18 protein-coding genes and 1 pseudogene are annotated in these 17,750 nt (G+C 61.8%); 11 read left to right on the forward strand and 8 right to left on the reverse strand.

Annotation, left to right across the window (positions count from 1 at the left end):
* From J2T55_RS05080 to J2T55_RS05130, 11 genes and pseudogenes are all read left to right on the forward strand, one after another.
* Nucleotides 1–215, forward strand: a pseudogene (locus tag J2T55_RS05080) (IS1595 family transposase); the annotation flags it as partial.
* A 9-nt stretch (nucleotides 216–224) separates the two neighbouring features.
* Nucleotides 225–416: a hypothetical protein gene (locus tag J2T55_RS05085; RefSeq protein WP_259054826.1), complete on the forward strand. Its 192-nt coding sequence runs from the start codon at nucleotides 225–227 to the stop codon at nucleotides 414–416.
* A complete protein-coding gene (locus tag J2T55_RS05090; RefSeq protein ID WP_407660040.1) occupies nucleotides 409–603 on the forward strand; it encodes a hypothetical protein in 195 nt (64 codons plus the stop codon). Before J2T55_RS05085 ends, J2T55_RS05090 begins: the two co-directional genes overlap by 8 nt.
* A gap of 239 nt (nucleotides 604–842) precedes the next feature.
* Nucleotides 843–1,373 carry a tetratricopeptide repeat protein gene (locus J2T55_RS05095; protein ID WP_259054630.1) on the forward strand — a complete coding sequence of 177 codons (531 nt, stop codon included), beginning with the start codon at nucleotides 843–845 and terminating at the stop codon, nucleotides 1,371–1,373.
* A gap of 21 nt (nucleotides 1,374–1,394) precedes the next feature.
* Nucleotides 1,395–2,060: a TadE family protein gene (locus J2T55_RS05100; protein WP_259054631.1), complete on the forward strand. Its 666-nt coding sequence runs from the start codon at nucleotides 1,395–1,397 to the stop codon at nucleotides 2,058–2,060.
* Between the two features lie 30 nt (nucleotides 2,061–2,090).
* Complete coding sequence (gene mutS / locus J2T55_RS05105) at nucleotides 2,091–4,679, forward strand: DNA mismatch repair protein MutS (protein WP_259054633.1); 2,589 nt, start codon at nucleotides 2,091–2,093, stop codon at nucleotides 4,677–4,679.
* Nucleotides 4,680–4,788: 109 nt separating this feature from the next.
* Nucleotides 4,789–5,112, forward strand: coding sequence for a ferredoxin FdxA (fdxA, locus tag J2T55_RS05110; protein WP_259054634.1), 324 nt, complete (start codon nucleotides 4,789–4,791; stop codon nucleotides 5,110–5,112).
* 68 nt (nucleotides 5,113–5,180) lie between these two features.
* On the forward strand, nucleotides 5,181–5,621 hold the full coding sequence (locus J2T55_RS05115) for a DUF4124 domain-containing protein (protein WP_259054635.1): 441 nt from the start codon (nucleotides 5,181–5,183) through the stop codon (nucleotides 5,619–5,621).
* A 95-nt stretch (nucleotides 5,622–5,716) separates the two neighbouring features.
* Nucleotides 5,717–8,248 carry a CHASE2 domain-containing serine/threonine-protein kinase gene (locus J2T55_RS05120; RefSeq protein WP_259054636.1) on the forward strand — a complete coding sequence of 844 codons (2,532 nt, stop codon included), beginning with the start codon at nucleotides 5,717–5,719 and terminating at the stop codon, nucleotides 8,246–8,248.
* 6 nt (nucleotides 8,249–8,254) lie between these two features.
* Nucleotides 8,255–9,082: a Stp1/IreP family PP2C-type Ser/Thr phosphatase gene (locus J2T55_RS05125; protein WP_259054637.1), complete on the forward strand. Its 828-nt coding sequence runs from the start codon at nucleotides 8,255–8,257 to the stop codon at nucleotides 9,080–9,082.
* A 29-nt stretch (nucleotides 9,083–9,111) separates the two neighbouring features.
* Nucleotides 9,112–9,846, forward strand: coding sequence for an FHA domain-containing protein (locus J2T55_RS05130; protein ID WP_259054638.1), 735 nt, complete (start codon nucleotides 9,112–9,114; stop codon nucleotides 9,844–9,846).
* A gap of 195 nt (nucleotides 9,847–10,041) precedes the next feature.
* Here the strand turns inward: J2T55_RS05130 and J2T55_RS05135 are convergent, their stop codons facing one another.
* The 8 genes from J2T55_RS05135 to J2T55_RS05170 all read right to left on the reverse strand — a co-directional run bounded on the left by J2T55_RS05135 (nucleotide 10,042) and on the right by J2T55_RS05170 (nucleotide 17,662).
* Complete coding sequence (locus J2T55_RS05135) at nucleotides 10,042–12,285, reverse strand: CHASE2 domain-containing protein (RefSeq protein ID WP_259054639.1); 2,244 nt, start codon at nucleotides 12,283–12,285, stop codon at nucleotides 10,042–10,044.
* Between the two features lie 44 nt (nucleotides 12,286–12,329).
* Nucleotides 12,330–12,938 carry an ABC-type transport auxiliary lipoprotein family protein gene (locus tag J2T55_RS05140; protein WP_259054640.1) on the reverse strand — a complete coding sequence of 203 codons (609 nt, stop codon included), beginning with the start codon at nucleotides 12,936–12,938 and terminating at the stop codon, nucleotides 12,330–12,332.
* Complete coding sequence (locus J2T55_RS05145) at nucleotides 12,935–13,936, reverse strand: MlaD family protein (protein WP_259054641.1); 1,002 nt, start codon at nucleotides 13,934–13,936, stop codon at nucleotides 12,935–12,937. The genes J2T55_RS05140 and J2T55_RS05145 overlap by 4 nt, the downstream gene beginning before the upstream one ends.
* 18 nt (nucleotides 13,937–13,954) lie before the next feature.
* The gene (locus tag J2T55_RS05150; protein ID WP_259054642.1) at nucleotides 13,955–14,755 is read right to left on the reverse strand and encodes an ABC transporter ATP-binding protein; all 801 of its coding nucleotides are present in this window, start codon (nucleotides 14,753–14,755) and stop codon (nucleotides 13,955–13,957) included.
* Nucleotides 14,755–15,576, reverse strand: a complete 822-nt coding sequence (locus J2T55_RS05155; RefSeq protein ID WP_259054643.1) for an MlaE family ABC transporter permease — start codon at nucleotides 15,574–15,576, stop codon at nucleotides 14,755–14,757. The genes J2T55_RS05150 and J2T55_RS05155 overlap by 1 nt, the downstream gene beginning before the upstream one ends.
* Nucleotides 15,569–15,901: an STAS domain-containing protein gene (locus tag J2T55_RS05160; protein ID WP_259054644.1), complete on the reverse strand. Its 333-nt coding sequence runs from the start codon at nucleotides 15,899–15,901 to the stop codon at nucleotides 15,569–15,571. The genes J2T55_RS05155 and J2T55_RS05160 overlap by 8 nt, the downstream gene beginning before the upstream one ends.
* A 61-nt stretch (nucleotides 15,902–15,962) precedes the next feature.
* A complete protein-coding gene (locus tag J2T55_RS05165) occupies nucleotides 15,963–16,403 on the reverse strand; it encodes an ATP-binding protein (RefSeq protein WP_259054645.1) in 441 nt (146 codons plus the stop codon).
* On the reverse strand, nucleotides 16,388–17,662 hold the full coding sequence (locus tag J2T55_RS05170) for a PP2C family protein-serine/threonine phosphatase (protein ID WP_259054646.1): 1,275 nt from the start codon (nucleotides 17,660–17,662) through the stop codon (nucleotides 16,388–16,390). The genes J2T55_RS05165 and J2T55_RS05170 overlap by 16 nt, the downstream gene beginning before the upstream one ends.
* Between the last annotated feature and the right edge of the window lie 88 nt (nucleotides 17,663–17,750).

Consider the following 17,750-nt stretch of genomic DNA (forward strand, 5'->3'; position numbering starts at 1 on the left):
ATCATGGCCGTGATGAGTTTGTGCGTGACAAAGCCCACATCAATGGCATTGAGGGCTTCTGGGGCTTTGCCAAGTCGCGGCTGACCCGCTTTCGGGGCATGAAAAAAGCAACGTTCTACTTGCATCTCAAAGAATGTGAGTTCAGGTTTAATCATCGGGGCCAAAACCTTTATCCGGTACTGCTGATACTGTGCCGAAAACGGCCTCTTAACTAGTCATGACCCATGTTTAAAACTGCCCCGGCAGTGCAGGAGATTGCGGTGGCGGGCGTTTGCGGCAACAATCAGGCTTACAGGGAGTATGTCTGCATACCGGCGCAAAAAAGTATGCGCAACGCAAACGGCGTGGCGATTCCAGATAGAACACCGGGGGAATATGAAATCATTCCTGAGACAGTTCGGCCAGAACATGATTGAGTACATCATCATCGTGGCACTGATTGCCATCGCGGCCATCGCGGCCTACGGCTTTTTTGGCAACACGCACCCGGGTCAGCATGGTACCGACGTGCGTAAAGCAGCCGATGCTTCTGCCAACACCACCAAACAACAAGGCGAAATAGACAACAAGCTGAACAGCTATACCGGCAACGTCAGCGAGTAATGCCGCGTCGAGCTTTACCCTGGCTGTTCTATTCTCAATCGGTACATACCTTCGGTATACGTTATGCGCTGGATCTGGCGCATCTGCGGCGCGACTGAACCATCCGCAAACTGGTTCACAACCTGGCGCCACGATGTTTGTTGTTCTGTTCGGGTGCAGCCATGGTCATCGCAATGCCTGCTGGCCGGGTAAGGGCACCAGGTTTACAGTCCTATTAGCAGTTACGCCGGAGAATTAACTTGAAGTACGCGTTGACGACAATCAATCGAAACATGGCCCTGATGCTACTGGGTCTGCTGTTGTTGGGCGGTTGCCAGCCACAGAACCTGCGCCCGGACGCCACAGCGAGCGAAACGACGGCGACCAATACCCAGGAACTACGGGAAAAGGCCGTCCAGGCCTACAACAAGGGCGACTGGGAGACGGCCGAGCGCGCCTATGTCCAATTGACCGAACAGGTTCCGAAGGAAGCCGACTCGTGGTTCCGGCTGGGCAACATCTACGCGCGCCAGGGTCGTCCCGCCGACGCGATCGCCGCCTACCAGGAAACCCTGGTACGCAAGCCGAAGCACGCCAAGGCCTGGCACAACATGGGCATCGTCCAGCTGCGCCAGGCAAGCAACAGCTTCATGTACCTTGAAGACGTCACCGAACCGGACGATCCGCTGCATGAACGCGCCACCCTGCTGCTGGATACCATGACCCAACTGCTGGAATCGGATTTCGGCGGCACGGCAACCGCGCCCCCGGCAGAGGCGGCGGCGAACTAGCGTACCGACACGATGCCGGCAATGCGCTTACATAACCGCTTCCCGAGGCGACACCAGCCGGGCCAGAGCATGGTCGAGTTCATCATCGTCACGCCGGTGATGTTTCTGCTGGTATTCGGAGCCATCCAGTTCGCCCTGCTCTACCAGGCCAAGACGACCCTGAACTACGCCACCTTCGAGGCCGCCCGCGCCATGGCAGCCATGTACATGGATATCAGCGAGGATCCCGGCGTCGATCGTACCGCCGCGGCGCGCGATCTTGTCCGTGCCGAGATCACCGGCTCCGACACGGAGCCAGCGTTCGCCGAATTCCAGTTGATCAACCCGAGCGACGATTCCTTCCGCGACCATGGCATCGATGTTGACGGCACCTGCCAGATACCCAGTGACAACCTCATGTACCGTGACGCCGCGGTCAAGGGCGCCTCGCAGCAAACCGTTCAGGACGCCAACCTGCTCAAGCTGCGGGTGGTGTACTGCTACCCGCTGCACGTACCGTTCATCGATCGCATGCTGACGACGATACTCACCCAACTGCCGGACGACATGTGTCCCCACTGCATCGGCACCTATGGCAGCGGCGACAGCATCGAGCGCACCTGCCTGACGAACAACCGTTTTCCGCTCAACGCCCAGGCGATCGTGCGCTTGCAGTCGCCGGCCACCCGCCAGGGTGCCTGTCCGTAATGCATATGGTGGCCCGTCGGCGCTAAACTGATGGCCATGAGCACCACCGGCCAACACACCCCGTCGCACACCCCGGTCATGCAGCAGTACCTCGGTCTCAAGGCCGAGTATCCGGACAAGCTGCTGTTTTTCCACATGGGCGACTTCTACGAACTGTTCTACGACGACGCCCGCAAGGTCGCCCGTCTGCTGGACATCACCCTGACCCGCCGCGGCAGCTCGGCCGGCGAACCGATCCCGATGGCCGGGGTGCCGATCCACGCCGTGGAAAGCTATCTCGCCCGCCTGGTACGGCAGGGCGAATCGGTCGTGATCTGCGACCAGATCGGCGACCCGGCGCAGGCCAAGGGACCGGTCGAGCGCCAGGTCACGCGCATCGTCACGCCCGGCACACTGACCGACGAGGCGCTGCTCGATGCGCGCAGCGACAACCTGCTGGTTGCCGTGCAGCCGCCGCGAAAGGACACGGAAACCTTCGGTCTGGCCACGCTGGAGCTGTCCAGCGGCCGTTTCATGCTGTCCGAGCCGGACAACGCGGCGACGCTGCTGGCCGAACTCGAGCGCTTGCAGCCGGCCGAGCTGCTGTATCCGGACGCCGCCGGTGCAGCCGCCGGCGAGTTGCCCGTCGCCGCGAATGAACGCCCCGGCTGGCAATTCGACAGCCAGCGCGCGCGGCCGCGACTGTGCCGGCAGTACGGTGTCGACAGCCTCGCCGGTTACGGCTGCGACGCGGCCAACCAGGCGCTGGCCGCCGCCGGCGCGTTGCTCCACTACCTGGAAGAAACCCAGCGCAGCGCCCTGCCGCACCTGTTGCCACCGCGGCTGGAACCGGCCAGCGACAGCATCATGCTGGACGCCGCCTGCCGCCGGAACCTGGAAATCGAGCAGGATCTGTCGGGACGCCGTGACCACAGCCTGCTGCGGGTCATGGACACCACCGCCACGCCCATGGGCAGCCGCTGCCTGCGCCGCTGGCTGACACGGCCCCTGCGTGACCGGGATTGCCTGCGCGCGCGCTACCAAGCCGTTGCCCGCCTGCTCGACGACCGCCACTACCGGCCGCTGCGCGAAACCCTGGGCGACATCGGCGACGTCGAACGCATCCTGGCCCGCATCGCGCTCGCCAGCGCGCGGCCACGCGACCTGGTCCAACTGCGCCATGGTCTCGCCTGCCTGCCACCACTGCGCGCGGCGCTTGAGCCGCTGTACAGCCCGCTGCTGGACGAACTCGCCGATCAACTGCAGGTCGATCCCGGCTGGCACGAGCTGCTGGTACGCGCCGTCGCCGACGAGCCCGCGGCTTTCGTGCGCGACGGCGGTGTCATTGCCGACGGCTACGACAGCGAACTCGACGAACTGCGGCGCCTGAGCAGCGACGCCGGCGACTTCATTGCCCGGCTCGAGCAGGCCGAGCGCGAGGCTACCGGCATCGGCACGCTGAAGGTCGGCTTCAACCGCGTCCACGGCTATTACATCGAGGTCAGTCGCGCCCAGGCCGCGGCCGTGCCGGCGCACTACCAGCGCCGCCAGACCCTGAAGGCCGCCGAGCGTTACATCACGCCGGAACTCAAGGAACATGAAGACAAGGTCCTGAGCGCGCGCGAGCGCGCGCTGGCACGCGAGCGCGAACTCTACACCGGTCTGCTGGAACAGCTCGGCAGCGCGCTGACACCGCTACAGACCGCCGCCGCCGCGATCGCCGCGCTGGACGTGCTGGCGACGTTCGCCGAACGCGCCGAAAGCCTCAACCTGGCAGCGCCCGAACTCGGCGATGCGGCCGGCATCGATATTCGCGCCGGCCGCCACCTGGTGGTCGAACAACTGCAGTCGGAAGCGTTCGTGCCGAATGATCTCGTGATCAATGACGAGCGCCGCATGTTGATCATTACCGGACCGAACATGGGCGGAAAATCGACCTATATGCGGCAAACGGCGTTGATCGTGCTGCTTGCGCACGCCGGCAGCTTCGTCCCCGCCGAGACCTGCCGCTGCGGCACCATCGACCGCATTTTCACCCGCATCGGTGCCAGTGACGACCTCGCCGGCGGCCGTTCCACCTTCATGGTGGAAATGACCGAAACGGCCACCATTCTCAACAACGCCACACCGCAAAGCCTGGTACTGCTCGACGAGATCGGCCGCGGCACGAGCACCTTCGACGGCCTGGCGCTGGCCTGGGCGGTGGCCGGCCGGCTGGCCGACGAAACCGGCGCACTGACACTGTTCGCCACGCATTACATGGAGCTGACCACACTGCCGCAGGACCATGCCGGCGTCGACAACGTCCACCTGGACGCGGTCGAACACGGCGACCGCATCGTCTTCCTGCACAGTGTCGAACCGGGGCCGGCGGATCGCAGCTACGGCCTGCAGGTCGCGCTGCTCGCGGGCGTACCGGCAGCGGTGGTCGACCGCGCCCGCGAACGCCTGCAACAGCTGGAATCGCAGGCGCTGCCCGATGAACGCGCCCAGCCCGACCTGTTTCAGCCGACCGCTGAACAGAATACGGCGGACAAAATCACCACGACACTGGCCGCCGTCGACCCGGATACAACCAGCCCGCGTGACGCCCTGCAGCTGCTTTACCAGCTGCGCCGCATGCTGGACGAAGAGCGCTGAAACGACCGTCAACGGGGATTTATTCTTTATTTATGGGCGGCGCGCACGGTATCATTACGCGTTTAGTTGATATTATAAATCTAAGCCATTTTATCGTCAGGATACGCACATGACATTTGTCGTTACTGAAAGCTGCATCAAGTGCAAGTACACCGACTGCGTTGAAGTCTGCCCGGTGGACTGCTTCCATGAAGGTCCGAACATGCTGGTCATCGACCCGGACGAGTGCATCGACTGCACCCTGTGCGAACCGGAGTGCCCGGTCGACGCCATCATGTCCGAGGATGATGTGCCCGAGGATCAGCAGAAATTTCTCGAGCTCAATGCCGAGCTGGCCCAGCAATGGCCGGTCCTCAACGAAATGAAAGACCCGCCGGATGACGCCGACGAATGGAAGGACGTCAAAGACAAACTCGAATATCTCGAACGCTGAATCCGGCCCGCAAGAGCCCCTGCCCTATCAGGGGCTTTTTTGATCCGCCCTCCCAATCCCGCACCGCCATGCAGCGAGCGACCCTGTTCACCCTGCTGTTGCTGTTACCGATCGGCGCCGGCGCCGAAGTCTACAAGTGGGTCGATGAGCAGGGCCAGGTCCATTACGGCGACAAACCGGCCACTGGCAGCGCCCAATCGCTGGACATCGACCGGACACCGGCGGCGCCGGACCCGGAGCGCGAACAGCGCCGGGAAAAACGCGACCGGCTGCTGCAACAGTTCGCTGATGAACGCACGACCGCCCGCCGCAAAGCCGAGGAACAGGCGCGGCAAAAAAAAGAACGTGAACGCCGCTGCGAACAGGCCCGCCAACAGCTGTGGCGCTACGAGCACTCGCAGTACCTGTACGAGGACACCGCCAGCGGCGAGCGCCGCATACTCGATGACGATGAACGTGCCCGACAGGAACAACAGCTGCGCGATTACCTCGATGCCGAGTGTCCCTAGCCGGCGCCCGGTTCGACCGATAGAACCCTGAAAAAAAGCAGTGTAGTATTGTTTCGGGGGCTACCACTCATAACCACAACAAAAGCGAAGCGGCCATGAAAAGGGGATTCTGGCAACGTGACTGGTTTCTGGCACTGGTCATCATCATTGCGTTTTTACTGCTGGCCCGATCGGCGCTGATCGAGGGCTTCGAGCGCAGCGCCTACGATCTCGGCGTCAGACTGTCGCAGCAGTCACCCGGGGACCAGGTCGCCGTGATCGCCATCGATGACGAAAGCATCAGCAATCTCGGCCGCTGGCCGTGGCCGCGTGACCGCCTCGGCAACATGATCGAGAAACTCGCCGACGGCGGCGCCGACGTCATCGGCAACACCATCCTGCTGTCGGAACCCCAGATCGACCCGGGACTGCGTCACATCAACGATCTGGTCAGCACGTTCGAGGAATGGAACCTGACCGAATACAGCTTGCCAGGGCTCGGCGAACTGGAACAGCGCTTGCTGGACGCCCGCCAGTCACTCGACACCGACAGCCAGCTCGCCTCGAGTATGGATCGGGCCGGTAACGTGGTGCTCGGCATGCAGTTCGACCTGTCGCGCAGCGGCGTGGTATTGAGCCGGCCGGAATCCGGGCTGCCCGAGTCCATCCGCCGCAACCAGGTCGCCGCCAGCGGCAATCCGGACGCTGGCAGTCCCTGGCCGGCGGAGTCGGCTACCCCGCCGATCGCGCCGCTGGCCGACACTGCCGACGCCATCGGTCATATGAATACCTGGTGGGACGTCGACGGCGCGGTGCGCTCGGAGCTATTACTGGTGGACTACAACGGCAACTACTATCCGTCCCTGGCCCTGCAGATTGCCGCCCGCAGCCTCAACCTGTCCCCGGAGGACATTCAGGTCGAACTCGGCGAGGCGGTCCGGCTCGGTAACCTGGAAATCCTGACCGACCCGATCAGCCGCATGTACCCGTTCTTCTACCAGGATAACGGCGGGCGCCCGGCGTTCGAGGTCGATTCCTTTTACGATGTCGCCGAAGGCAAAATCCCGGTCGACAAGTATCAGGACCGGATCGTGCTGCTCGGCGCCACGGCATTTGGTGTCGGCACACCGTTCCAGACGCCGATCGCCGAGGGCATGCCACCGGTACTGGTGCTGGCCAACGTCGTTGCCAGCATCCTCAACCAGGACTTCTTCACCCAGCCGCCGTGGGCGGACTGGGCCAGCCTTGGCGCTTTCATGCTTATCGCCCTGTTCCTGCTGCTGGCGTTGCCGCGCATGACTGCCGGCATCGCCGCCATCTCCAGCGTCGTACTGTTGCTGGCGCTGTTCGGCAGTAGCCAGTATCTGCTAATCCAGGAATCATTGTGGCTGCCGCTGATGTGGCCGACGGCGCTGCTGGTCACCGGTTACCTGCTGCTGTTCACCAAGCGCGTACTGGTCACCGAGTGGGGCAAGCGCCGCGCCGACGAATCCTCGGCCGAGAGCAACCGCATGCTGGGGCTCGCCTTCCAGCAACAGGGCCAGCTCGACATGGCCATGGAGAAATTCCGCAAGTGCCCGCTGGACGAGCACATCATGGATCCGTTGTACAACCTGGCACTGGACTACGAGCGCAAGCGGCAGTTCAACAAGGCGGCGTCGGTCTACGAGTACATGGCAACGTTCGACGGCAACTACAAGGACATCAAGGACCGCCTGGCGCGCAGCCGCAACATGCAGGACACCTTCATCATGGGAGCCGGTTCCAGTGGTCCGACGGCGACGCTGATCGCCAGCACCGACGGCGTGTCCAAGCCCATGCTCGGACGCTACGAAGTGGAGAAGGAGCTTGGCAAGGGCGCGATGGGCGTGGTTTACCAGGGCCGCGATCCGAAGATCAACCGCGTCGTCGCCATCAAGACGCTGGCGCTGTCGCAGGAATTCGAGGGCGACGAACTCGACGAGGCCAAGGACCGTTTCTTCCGCGAGGCGGAGACCGCCGGCCGTCTGACCCATCCGAATATTGTCACGATCTACGACGCCGGCGAAGAACACGATCTGGCCTATATCGCCATGGAATTCCTCAAGGGCCACGACATGATGCGTTACACCAAGCCGGATGCACTGTTGCCGGCGCGGCGCGTGCTCGAAATCATGGCCGCTGCCGCCAGTGCGCTCGACTACGCCCACAGCAACCAGGTCGTACACCGCGACATCAAACCGGCCAACATCATGTTCGAACCGGACAGCGGTCAGATCAAGCTGACCGACTTTGGCATCGCCCGCATTACCGACTCCAGCAAAACCAAGACCGGCGTCGTGCTCGGCACACCGTCGTACATGTCACCGGAGCAGCTGGCCGGCAAGAAGGTGGACGGCCGCTCGGACCTGTTTTCGCTCGGCGTCATGCTCTACCAGATGCTGGCCGGCCGCCTGCCGTTCAAGGGCGACTCAATGGCGACATTGATGTACATGATCGCCAACGATCCGCACCCGGACATCGGTCAGGTCAAACCCTCCGTCCTGCAGGAAGCCCCCTGTGTCGCGGCCATCATCGACCGGGTCCTGAACAAGAACCCGGATGAACGTTACCAGCGTGGTAGCGAACTGGCGGCCGATCTGCAACAGTGTCTGGGGACACTGGACTGACATCGCATGGGCATGAGCGGCCGGGTAGAAATCGCAAACTTCTCCGATGTCGGCCAGAAACGGCCGCATAACGAGGACAGCACCGGCAGCGATGAAAGCCTCGGTCTGGCCATCCTCGCCGACGGCATGGGAGGGTACAAGGCCGGCGAGGTCGCCAGCGCCATAGCCGTAACCTCGATCATGCACAATGTCCGCACCGGTTTACCCAGGCTGCGGCGCAGCGGCCAGACCGCCGGTGACAGCGGTTACCGCGACGAGTCGCTGCTGCTGAAACAGGCGATCAGCGACGCCAACCACAGCATCTTCAAAATCGCCCAGAACGAGGCCAGTTGCCGTGGCATGGGCACCACTGTGGTCGTATTGCTGATGCGGGGCGACCAGCTGAGCATCGCCCACGTCGGTGACTCGCGCCTGTACCGCCTGCGCGATGCCCGGCTCGAGCAGATCACCGCCGATCACTCCCTCATCCAGGAGCTGGTCAGCCGCGGTCTGTACACCGAGGAGCAGGCTGTCGCCCACACGCCGAAGAACCTGGTCACCCGGGCCTTGGGTATAGAATCCACGGTCGAGGTGGATATACTGGAAGAGACGGTCCGGGAGGGCGATATCTACCTGCTCTGTTCGGACGGCCTCAATGATATGGTAAATGATGAAGAAATTCGCTTAACCCTAAGAAAATATAGTGCTAATCTTGTACAGTCAGCTCGCGAACTGGTGCAGCTGGCGAACAGCAAGGGCGGTCGGGACAACGTCTCCGTGATCCTGGTCCGTAAACTGGGGGCATCAAACCGGAAAGGGAGCATTACCCGAAGACTGCTGAATTGGTTTAATTAGTACGTCTGGATTGGGTAAAGGATATTGCTATGTCAAAGCTGGTCTTGAGCATGAACGGGGCCGTTCAGGGCGAGTATGAACTCGACAAGGAACGGGTCACCATCGGACGCAAACCCGAGAACGATATCCAGATCGATAATCTGGCGGTCAGTGGCAAACACGCCCTGATCATCACGATTCTCGACGACTCTTTCCTTGAGGACCTGGGCAGCACCAACGGCACCTACGTCAACGGTAAGCTCATCAAGAAACACGCCCTGAAGGATGGTGACGTCGTTGCCATCGGCAAGCACGAGCTCAAGTACATCAACGAGCACGCCTCGGCTGACGACGACGAATTCGAAAAGACCATGATCATCAAGCCGGGCTCGGCCAGTGCCGCCGTAGCCGCGGCGCAGGCCGCGGAAAAGGCCGCCGGCACCGCCGCCGGGGTCAGCACCTCGACCGAAAGCGCGGCGAAAAGCACGACCACGGCACCGGGCAGCATGCCGCTGGGCCGCCTGACGGTGCTGAACGGCCCGATCGCCGGCAAGGAACTGGAACTCTCCAAGGCACTCATTACGCTGGGCAAGCCCGGCACCCAGGTGGCCGTGATCTCGCGCCGGCCACAGGGCTACTTCCTCACCCACATCGAAAGCGACGGCGACGGCAAGCGCTACCCACTGGTCAACGGCGAGGCCATCGGTCCCAAGGCCTACGCGCTGAAGGACAACGACATGATCGAGCTGGCCGGCATCAAGATGGAGTTCTCGTCGGTTCAGTAGGCGGCCGCCCGGGCCGAATGCCCTTTTAACAGCCCATTCGCGGCGGGGTCGCCGCTCCTACGATTCCAGAATCAATCTTCGTAGAAGCCGATTGCGATCGGCGAAACATGATCTAAAGCATTCGCGGATTTTAATCCGCTCCCACCGGAGTCAGGCCAGCCAATCACTCATCACCAATCAACCCGTTAACCAATCCTACTTGCTCGTGTGCGTGAACACGCCGTCCCAGTCGTCGCCCGGCGGCTGCTGGCGGAAAAACTGAATCCGCTCGATATACACCGCGTACAGTTTCAGTGCCGTACGTTGCTGCAAATTCAGTAGCTGCATCTCGGCCAGATCCCAGTCCTGGTTGCGGTATAGCCGCAACGCTTCCTGGTACAGCTTCAACTCATCGCGTACGCCCGGATCGAGTTCGGCTTTCGCTCCCAGCGGCTCGTAGATGGTCAATGGCTCGTCGCGACCCTTGACCCGCACCCGGTCGATCTCGCGGAAGGCATGATCCGGTACGGCCTCGCGGGTGAATTCGCTGACCAGGATGTCGACGCCATAGTTCTTGGTCAGACCCTCCAGCCGCGCCCCCAGATTCACTGCGTCACCCAGCACTGTATAGGCACGACGGAATTCCGAGCCCATGTTGCCGACGCTCATGTCACCGCTGTTGATGCCGACGCCGACCCGGATCGCCGGCCAGCCGCGCGCCTGGAACTCCGCCTGCAATTCATGCATACGCGCAACCATTTGCAGGGCCGCCTCGACGGCATGGCGGGCATGATCCGGATCCGGCAGCGGTGCGCCCCAGAATGCCATGATGGCGTCACCCATATACTTGTCGATGGTACCGCGCTGGCCATGGATCACCCGGGTCATCGGTGTCAGCAGACTGTTCATCAGATCGGCCAGCTCGGCCGGCGCCATTGACTCGGAAATCGTGGTAAAGCCGCGCACGTCGGAAAACAGCACCGACATTTCGCGGTTTTCCGCGGCCAGTGAATAAGCCTGCGGGTTGGCGCTCATCTCGTCGACCAGTTCCGGCGGAATGTACTGGCCGAACAGGCCGCTAAGCTGGCGCTTGTTGCGCTGCTCGAAAAAGAAGCCATAGGTCATGTTGAGCACGAACATGAGCATTATCAGTACCAGCACGCTGCCGATCGGCAGGACCAGGTCGGCGGCATTCCAGACCCACAGGTTGAGGCCGGCCGACGCCAGCAGCAGCGCGGCAAATCCGGTCGTTGCCAGCAACGGCGACAGTAATGGCAGAGCCAGCATGATCAGGCCGGCCAGCAACAGGTGGATGAACTCGGCACCGAGCGTATACGCCGGCCGTTCCATGATACGGTTGTCGAGTATGCCGGCGACCAGGTTGGCATGGATCTCGACACCGGGATACTCGCTTTGCACCGGTGTCGAGCGCAGGTCGAACAGGCCCGGTGCCGAGGTGCCGACCAGGACGATGCGATCGTGCAGGACCTCGTCAGGGACAGCGCCGGACAGCACGTCGGCGGCGGAAACGTAGGGGAAGCTGCCGTAGCGACCGCGGTACGGTACCAGCGCGCGCAGGCGCTCATCGACGGGTATGCGTAAACCGCCCGCCTGCAACCATTCCAGACCGCTGTAACCGCTGTCGCCGAACGGGCCGGACCCGGCATAGCCGGGTTCGACCCGGTCGGCACCGACGATGCGGCGGGCCATGGCCAGTGACAGCGACTCGTAGTAGTCGCCCTCGAACTCGAACAGCATGGGCACCCGCCGAACCACGCCGTCACTGTCGATCTCGGGATTGAAATGGCCGCCGCCGCTGGCGGCTTCCTGGAAAATCGCCAGGTTGGCACCATAACCGTTGGCTTCCAGGGCATGGGCACTGTTCGGCCGGAAATCCGCCGCGCTCAGCACCGGCGGTGGCAAGGCGCCACTGCGGTTGTTGGCCTCGGCTTCGTCGCGCCGGAAGTAATATCCCAGCAACACCGGCCGCCCGCGCAGACTGGCAGCGAAACGCTGATCGTAGTCAAGTTCGTCACGCAGGTTTGCCAGCTCGTCGTGGAACGCCGGTTGATCGGCCAGTTCGTCGGCGGCGAGCCGTTCCAGCACACGCAGACCGGAACTGTCATCCGGCTCGGCAAAGACAACGTCGAAACCGACCAGGCGGGCCTGGTACTGGTCGAACAGCTGTTCGACCATCAGCTCGAGTTTGTCGCGACCCCAGGGCCAGCGCCCGACCTCGGCCAGACTGTCCTCGTCGATGTCGACGATGACGATACGATCGTCCCGGTCCGCTTCCATGGTCAGCAGCATGCGGCTGTCATAGGCCAGGTTTTCGATCGTATCGATGAATGACCAGTGCAATGCGCTGCCCGCGGGGCTCAGTACATGCAGCAGGCCCAGCACCAACACACACAGGTTGATGGCCAGCAGGGGCCAGAGTCGCTTGAGGCGGTTAGGCATGGATCTCGGTTTCGTGGTACTGGACTCAGCCGGTCGCCGGCCGATTATTCCTGCCGTAGCCGTTCACTCGCCACCGGCCGCGCATCGGCGAGGAAACGTTCGTAGACTCGCTCCAGCGCCCGGCCAAAGGCGTTGACCAACGCCGGCATGGCGGCGTCGCTGACCGGCTCACGCTCGCTATAGGTCTTCACCAGTAACGGCCTGGCTTGCGCCCCGTGCCGTAGCTGCAGTTCCAGCGTGACGACAACATATTCCGGACCTGCCTTTCCGAATTGCATGAACTCCCCGAGATAGCCGGCGATCACGAATTCGGCCGGCACATCGGCTGCACGTGTCACCGTGGCTGCCGTCTGGCAGTCACGCAGGTAATTCAACAGATGGTCGCGTACCAGGTCAGCCGGGGCCTGCTGCCACAGATGGTAGTCATGTTTTTTCAATTCCACACTATCGTTGCTATCGCTGTAGACGATTCCCCGTTCGTGCAACAGCCCGTCGGTGCGAAACGCCGCGACACGCAAGGTGTCCGCGGTCAATTGACCGTTACAGTGCCCGGCATCCGCAGCCGGCAGACGGTAAAAGTGGTCCTCGGGTGCCGGCGACGGCGCCGCACACCCCACCAGACCGATCAATAGCGCAAGTGCCGCTTTTTTCACTGACTGTCCTCCTCGGCCGCGTCTTCGGCTGCCGTACCGCGCAGCAGGACACCCGGGTTGGCACGCAACTGACGACTGAATTCATTCATATTGCGGCTGGTCCCCTGCAAGTGGTAGGTGATGGCATCGATATTGGTGGCTATCGTTTCCAGAGCGCTGCGCAGCTGATTGACAGAGGTCTGCAAATCGGCCCTGTTATCAGTCACCAGGCCGTCGACCCCGGCGAGTACACCGTCCATGTGGACGCGGGTCTCATCGATATTGGTCAGCAGCGTATTCAGGCTGACTGAGGCCGACTGCAGGTTGTCAAGTGTGTGCGCCACATGTTGCTGGTTCGAATCGCCAAGCATCTGTTCGAGATTGTCGGCCGAGCGATTCAGCGTTGTGATCAAACGATTGGTTTCATCAATAAACTCGGTCCGGTCAAGTTTATTCTGCAGATCACTGAACAACGGCCGCAGATCCTCGCGGGTCAGGGTCAACAACTCACCGGTCAAGCGGTCGACATCACGCGTCAGGGTGTCCAGCAACGGCCTCAGGCTGTCCTCGGACAGTTGCTGAAACTGGGCCGCGACGTCGTTGACCACCGCAAACAGGCTGGCCGCCTCTCGGCCGGCAATTTCGTTGCCCGGTTCCAGCATGACGTCACTGTCGCCTTCCTCGATCTCGATGGTCATGGATGACAGCAGTCCGGAAGCGACCACCCTGGCGACGCTGTCACTGGGAATATGCCAGTCGCGCTGCACGCTCAGGGTCAGCTCGTAGCGCATGCCGCCGTCGCTTCGCATCGGCTCCAGCGCCTCCACCTGCCCAACCTGATAGCCCTCGTAGAGCACCGGCGTGCCATACTTGATACCGGCGACATTGTCGTAAACCACCGTGTATTGATCACTCGGTCCGCTGCGGCCAGTCAGCTGGTAAACCACGACCAGCAATACGGCAAACAGGCCGAGGACGAAGCAGCCGACGACAAAATAGTTGATGTTGTCACGTTTCATAAATCAGTGTGTCCGCCTCTAACCTGCCGTCAACCGATCCATGTAGGCATCAGCTTCCAGGCGTTCCTTGCTGGGTGTTCGATTGAGCAACGACTGAATGCGCTCGTTATCCGAGGCGCGCAGCGCCGTCACAGTGTCGGTGATCAGTATATGGCCGCGATCCAGCACGGTAATGCGATCGGCGATCTTGAAGGCGCTGTCCAGCTCATGCGTAACCACGACAATGGTCATGCCCATGGCATCACGCAGGCGCAGGATCAGTTCATCCAGTTCGGCCGCAACCACCGGATCCAGTCCGGCCGAGGGTTCGTCGAAGAATAACAGTTTCGGGTCCATGACAATCGCCCGTGCCAGTGCGGCGCGCTTGATCATGCCACCCGACAGTTCCGCCGGCATCATATCCTCATAGCCGCCGAGATTGACCACCTCGAGTTTCATACGCGCCATGATGCGCATGGTCTTTTCGTCGAGCTTGGTGTGTTCGCGCAACGGCAGCATGACGTTCTCGACCACACTCAGCGATGACAATAGTGCACCGCCCTGAAATGCCACGCCCATATTCCGGCGCAGCTGGTACATCGCGTCGGCATCACAGCGCGTGATGTCCTGGCCAAGCAAACGGATACTGCCGCTGGTGGGTATGCCCAGGCCCAGCAGATACCGCAGCAGCGTACTCTTGCCGGAGCCGCTGCCGCCCATGATGATCATGATCTCGCCTTCGTGTACCTCGAGATCGATGCCGTGCAGGATCTCGGTAGTGCCGTAATGCGTAACGAGCTTGTCGATCTCGATAACCGGCTGGTGCAGTGTTGCGTTCATCAGCGATTCAGGAAATAGGTAAAGATCATGTCAGCGATGACGATGTAGGAAATCGACAGCACCACCGCGCGGGTGGTGACGCGACCGACGCCCTCGGCGCCGCCGCTGACCTGGAAACCGTTGCTGACACCGACCAGGGCAATGATCGTGGCAAACACACCGCTCTTCACCAGCCCCTGTGAAAGATCATTCACGCTCAGCGCCGCCAGGCTGCGATCCAGGTACGCCGTATAGCTCAGACCCAGCTCCACCGAGGTGTAGACCGCACCGCCGAACAGCCCGGCCAGATCGGCCAGGAATGTCAGCGTTGGCACCATGACGAGCATCGCCAGCAGGGCCGGCGCAACCAGATAGCGTACCGGGTTGATACCCATCACCCGCAACGCATCGACTTCCTGCGAGACCTGCATGGTGGCAATACGCGCAGCCAGCGCCGAGCCTGAGCGACCGGCCACGAGAATACCGGTGATCAACGGTCCGAACTCACGGGTCACCGACAGCGCGATGCCGACGACCACCTGTGATTCGGCACCGAAGGTCTTCAGTGAATGAATGCCCTGGATGGCCAGCATGACACCGATGGCAAACGACAGAATGAAAATGATGGGTGCCGCGGCAATGCCAATCGACATCATCTGGGCAAACACGGCCGGCACGCTGATCGGCTGGCGCTTGAACGGCCCGATGATTATCCAGTAAAGACTTTCGATCAGTAATGCGCCGGTATAGCCGAGCTCCTCGACCGTGCGCACACTGAGCCGGCCCAGCTGTTCGACGCCGGAGTGGGCTTTCGCCGGCCAACTGGTGGAAGCTTCAGTCATCCTGCTGGAAGTAGGCGTCGACGCTGGCGTAGATCGGAAATACCTGGTCCAGACGTGCCAGGCTGAGTACGCTCATGGCGCTGTTGCTGACCGCAACCAGTGCGAACTGCCGCTGGTTTTTGCGTGCCGCCTGATAGCCCTCGACAAGACTGGCGACCCCGGAGCTGTCGATATAGCTGACCGCAGCCATGTCGACCAGCAGATCCTGGCCGGACTCGATGACGCCGAGAATCTGCTGACGCGCTATCGGTGACTGCGACAGATCGATCTCGCCGCTCAGCTCGATGATACTGACACCTTCGTGCTGGCGCTGGTTGTATGACATGAACCTGACTCTCCCCGTGTCAGAAACGCCGCTATAACTTTTGCATCCCCATGCTATAGCGCTAGCTTGCGTTCTCGCCGCTGATTTTACGACGCATCTCGAGATAGTTGCCATCACCACCCTCAAGATGGCCGATCCGGCATTCATCCATGATTTCACGAATGAAATGCGTTCCCAGACCACCCGGCTTCACATCGCCGAGTGCACGTGGCTTGATCCGCTCCAGATCCACCGGTCGGGCAAAGTCGCGCAGGTGGAAATGTATGCTGTCCCCATTATTGAAAATTTCGAGCACAATTTCACCCGACTCATCGCCCTGGTAGGCGTGCTGCATGATATTCATACAGGCCTCGTTGACGGCAAGCACCAGTTGTTCACTCAGCTGGTCATGGCAACCGGCAAGCTGGGCACTGCGCCTGACCAGCACCCGCACCAGGCACAGCCGGTCCGGGTGCGAGGGAATGCGCAGTTCCAGCAGCTTGTGCATCAGCGCGGTGGACATCCGATCAGCATCAGCGTCGTATCATCATGCGGCGACTGGTCGCGCATAATATCGTTGATCAGGTTCATCAGGCGCTGCGGCAACGACTTGTCGGCGTGCGCGCGGATGATGTCCTTGAAGCCCCGCACCTCCAGCTGCGCACCAAGCAGGTCACGGCTCTCGGTAACGCCATCGGTATACAGATACAGGCAGCCACCGGCCAGCTGCAATGTCTGGGTCGGAAACTCGCTGTCGGCGAGCACACCCAGTGGCGGCACGGCGGCTGCGTACTCGTGGAAATGGCCGTCGGCATCCTGGAACAGCGGCGGCAGGTGGCCGGCATTGGCAAAGCTGACACTGCCATTATGCGGATTGAAAAAACCGCTGACGATAGTGATGAACATGCCGTGCGAGGCGGTCTCGCACAGCGCCTCGTTGGCCAGTCCCAGAATGCGGCCGGGGTCGGTCTCCGTCTTTGCCAGGTAATGCAGCAGGCTGCTGGCCCGGGCCATCAGCAGCGCCGCATTCATGCCCTTGCCGGAGACGTCGGCGAGATTGAAGTAGATGCGGCCGTCCGCGAGCTGGAAATAGTCGTAAAAATCGCCGGACACCGCCTGCGCCGGCAGGTTCACCGCCTGCACGGGAAACGTGTCGCCGGCCGCTGGCGGCAACAGACCGACCTGGATCTCGCGCGCCAGTTCGAGCTCCTTTTGCAGCCGCTGCTGCTCGATCAGCGACTGCGCCATGCGGCTGTTGTGAATCGCCAGCGCCGCCGCCGAGGCCAGCGCCGCGGTCAGATGACGATCGCTGTCGGCAAACAGGCCGTCGCCGGTCTGCTTGTTGAGCAATTCGAGCGCACCGAGGCATTCGCCACGCACCATCAGCGGCGCACACAGGATCGAACGGGTCTGGAAGTCGCTTTGCTGGTCGGCCTGGTGATAGAAGTCCGGATCCTGGCTGACGTCGCGCACCATCTGGCACTCGTGCTGGCTGACGGCGCGGCCGACGATGCCCTGGTTCGGCGTCAGCCGCAGGCCGGTCACATCGACCGGGCCAACACAGCCGCGGCAGACCAGTTCGCGGCCATCCTCCTCAAGCAGGAAGATCGCTGCACCCTCGGCATTCAGGTATTTGAGGAACTGGCTGAGGGCGTTCTGCAGCGCCTCGTCGATATCCAGCGAACTGGCGAACGACTGGCTGATCTCGGCCAGAAACCCCAGCTGACGCTGGATGGAATGGTCGTCACTGCCCTCGAACAGATTGAGTACCGTTGCCCCCATGTCACCAACCGCCACCTGGTAGCGGCCCCCCGGTCAGTTAATCAACTGTATCAGCAGCTTGCTGGCAGTGCAGCATGCCAGTGCCGTA

The organism is Methylohalomonas lacus (genome assembly GCF_024808875.1).
Taxonomy (GTDB): domain Bacteria; phylum Pseudomonadota; class Gammaproteobacteria; order Methylohalomonadales; family Methylohalomonadaceae; genus Methylohalomonas; species Methylohalomonas lacus.

Coding starts and splice junctions, on each gene's coding strand:
- J2T55_RS05170 (WP_259054646.1), bottom strand. CDS start 17,662: ATGGGGGCAACGGTACTCAATCTGTTCGAGGGCAGTGACGACCATTCC.
- mutS (WP_259054633.1), top strand. CDS start 2,091: ATGGCCATGAGCACCACCGGCCAACACACCCCGTCGCACACCCCGGTC.
- J2T55_RS05160 (WP_259054644.1), bottom strand. CDS start 15,901: ATGTCATACAACCAGCGCCAGCACGAAGGTGTCAGTATCATCGAGCTG.
- J2T55_RS05150 (WP_259054642.1), bottom strand. CDS start 14,755: ATGAACGCAACACTGCACCAGCCGGTTATCGAGATCGACAAGCTCGTT.
- J2T55_RS05085 (WP_259054826.1), top strand. CDS start 225: ATGTTTAAAACTGCCCCGGCAGTGCAGGAGATTGCGGTGGCGGGCGTT.
- J2T55_RS05165 (WP_259054645.1), bottom strand. CDS start 16,403: ATGTCCACCGCGCTGATGCACAAGCTGCTGGAACTGCGCATTCCCTCG.
- J2T55_RS05115 (WP_259054635.1), top strand. CDS start 5,181: ATGCAGCGAGCGACCCTGTTCACCCTGCTGTTGCTGTTACCGATCGGC.
- fdxA (WP_259054634.1), top strand. CDS start 4,789: ATGACATTTGTCGTTACTGAAAGCTGCATCAAGTGCAAGTACACCGAC.
- J2T55_RS05135 (WP_259054639.1), bottom strand. CDS start 12,285: ATGCCTAACCGCCTCAAGCGACTCTGGCCCCTGCTGGCCATCAACCTG.
- J2T55_RS05145 (WP_259054641.1), bottom strand. CDS start 13,936: ATGAAACGTGACAACATCAACTATTTTGTCGTCGGCTGCTTCGTCCTC.
- J2T55_RS05155 (WP_259054643.1), bottom strand. CDS start 15,576: ATGACTGAAGCTTCCACCAGTTGGCCGGCGAAAGCCCACTCCGGCGTC.
- J2T55_RS05125 (WP_259054637.1), top strand. CDS start 8,255: ATGGGCATGAGCGGCCGGGTAGAAATCGCAAACTTCTCCGATGTCGGC.
- J2T55_RS05120 (WP_259054636.1), top strand. CDS start 5,717: ATGAAAAGGGGATTCTGGCAACGTGACTGGTTTCTGGCACTGGTCATC.
- J2T55_RS05100 (WP_259054631.1), top strand. CDS start 1,395: ATGCGCTTACATAACCGCTTCCCGAGGCGACACCAGCCGGGCCAGAGC.
- J2T55_RS05130 (WP_259054638.1), top strand. CDS start 9,112: ATGTCAAAGCTGGTCTTGAGCATGAACGGGGCCGTTCAGGGCGAGTAT.
- J2T55_RS05090 (WP_407660040.1), top strand. CDS start 409: ATGATTGAGTACATCATCATCGTGGCACTGATTGCCATCGCGGCCATC.